This window comes from Actinophytocola sp. (assembly GCF_049647105.1).
GTDB lineage: Bacteria > Actinomycetota > Actinomycetes > Mycobacteriales > Pseudonocardiaceae > Actinophytocola.
The window spans coordinates 1-2,624 of sequence record NZ_JBARWZ010000185.1; the positions used below are offsets into that span (position 1 = coordinate 1).

Sequence of the window (2,624 nt, forward strand, 5' to 3'; positions counted from 1 at the left end):
GGGCCCGGCGCGCCGGGGGCGGACCAGGTCCAGTGCGTGGCCGACCACGGCACGGACCGGGCCGGACGGCAGGTCGGCCACGTCGGGGGGCGCGGTGCCGGTGCCGGCCATGGCGGCCGGGGTCCACTCGACGGTGAACAGTGCGTCGGGCAGGCCCGCCCCGGCGGGGGCGGCCGGGGCGCGGACGGTGAGCGAGTCGACGGTGGCGACGGTCGCGCCCGCCGCGTCGGCGGCCCGCAGACACAGGGAGTCCTGCCCGGTGCGGGTGAGCCGGACCCGCAGCATGGCCGCGCCGGTGGCGTGCAGGCTCACCCCGGACCAGCTGAACGGCACGCGGGCACCGTCGGGGAACAGGCCGGCGGCGCCGACGGCGTGCACCGCGGCGTCGAGCAGCGCCGGGTGCAGGCCGAACGCGCCGGGGTCGTGCCGGTTCTCCTCGGGCAGGGCGACCTCGGCGAGCACGTCGTCCCCGTGCCGCCATGCGGCACGCAGGCCGAGGAACGCGGGCCCGTACTCAAGGCCGACCGCGCCGAGCCGGTCGTAGAGGCCGGTCAGGTCGAGCGGGACGGCGTCCCCGGGTGGCCAGGTGTCCAGGTCGAGGCCGTCGGGGGCGGGGGCGTCGGCGACGAGGCCGCCTGCGTGGCGGGTCCATGGCGCGGTGTCGTCGTCGGGCCTGGCGTGGATCTCCAGGGTGTCGTCGGCGGCGACCGACACCTGCACCTGGACCGCGCCGCGCTCGGGCAGGACCAGCGGCGCGTGCAGGGTCAGCTCCGCGACGGCGGGCCGGCCCGCGCGGGCCGCGGCACGCAACGCCATCTCCAGCAACGCGGTCCCCGGCACCACGACCCGGTCGAGGATGCGGTGGTCGGACAGCCAGGGCTGGAAGGCCGTCGACAGCCTGCCGGACAGCACCACCCCGCCCGCGGCGAGCGACGTCTCGGCGCCAAGCAACGGCGTCTGCCCGCCCGCCCAGTACCGCTCCCGCTCGAACGCGTAGGTCGGGACCTCGGTGCGGCGGGCGTCCCAGGTGGCGAACAGTGCGGCCCAGTCGAGCCGCGCGCCGTGCGTCCACGCCGACGCGGCGGCGGACAGCACGGTCGTCGTCTCGTCGCGGCCCGTGCGCAGCGCAGGGACCGCGCCGTCGACGTGGGCGCAGAGCACCGGGTCTGGTCCGAGTTCGACGAACGCGGTGACGCCCCGCTCCCGCAGCCACGCCACGCCGTCGGCGAACCGGACGGTGCCGCGCACCTGCCGCACCCAGTGGTCCGGGTCGGTGACGTCGCCGGGCATGGCGATGCGGGGTTCGTGGTAGGTCACCGACGCCGCGACGGCGGCGAAGTCGGCGAGCATGGGCTCCATCAGCCTCGAATGGAAGGCATGCGAGACGACGAGCCGCTTGACCCGGCGGCCTTCCGCGCGCCACCGGTCCGTCAGCGCCTGGATCTCGTCCTCGGCGCCGGACACGACCAGCGAGGTGGCGCTGTTGACGGCGGCGATGTCGATGCCAGGGGGGACATCGTCCTCGGCGGCCTCGACGGCGAGCATGGCGCCGCCCTCCGGCAGTGCGGCCATCAGCCGTCCGCGCGCGGCGACCAGCGCGCAGGCGTCGTCGAGCGACAGCACCCCCGCGACGTGGGCTGCGGCGAGTTCACCGATGGAGTGGCCGAGCAGGAACTCGGGTGCCATGCCCCAGGACTCCAGGAGCCGGAACAGCGCCACCTCGATGGCGAACAGCGCCGACTGCGCGCCGTCGGTGCGGTGCAGCAGGTCCGCGTCGGCCAGTGGCACGCCGCCGATCCGCTCGGCGACCGCGTCCCACGCCTGCGCGAACACCGGGAACGTCGCGTACAACTCCCGCCCCATGCCAGGACGCTGCGCGCCCTGGCCGGTGAACAGGAACGCGGTGCGGCCGCCGGTCGCGGCACCCGTCTGGATCAGGCCGTTGCCCGCGCTGGAGAGCACGGCCCGGTGCGTGAGCGCGGCGCGGGTGGTGCCCAGCGCGAGACCGACGTCCACCGGGCGGAGACCGGCCCGCTCCCCTGCCCAGTCGCGCACGCGGTCGGCCTGCGCGGTGACACCGGCGGCGGTGCGCGCGGAGACCGGCCACGGCACGTCGGCGGGACCGGTCATGGCGGGCGGGTCCACCGGCTCGGCGGCGGGCGCCTCCTCGATGACCACGTGTGCGTTGGTGCCGCTCATGCCGAACGACGACACCCCGGCGCGGCGCGGCCTTCCGGCGCCCGGCCATGGCCTGGCCTCGGTGAGCAGCTCGACGTTCCCCGCGCTCCAGTCGACCTCGGGGGTGGGGGCGTCGACGTTGATGGTGGGCGGCAGCTGGCCGTTGCGCAGTGCCATGACCGTCTTGATGACACCGGCCACGCCCGACGCGGCCTGGCTGTGGCCGATGTTCGACTTGATCGAGCCGAGCCACAACGGCTCGTCGCGGTCCTGGCCGTAGGTGGCGAGCAGTGCCTGTGCCTCGATCGGGTCGCCGAGGCGGGTGCCGGTGCCGTGCGCCTCCACCATGTCCACATCGGACGGTGCGAGACCGGCGTCGGCCAGCGCCGCCAGGATGACCCGCTGCTGGGACGGCCCGTTCGGCGCGGTCAGCCCGTTGGACGCGC

General features: G+C 76.1%; 1 protein-coding gene. It reads right to left on the reverse strand.

Annotated features, from left to right (window positions below; all coding sequences use genetic code 11):
- Nucleotides 1–2,624: type I polyketide synthase (locus WBA97_RS22365; RefSeq protein WP_424232843.1), on the reverse strand; the 2,624-nt coding region annotated here is incomplete at both ends.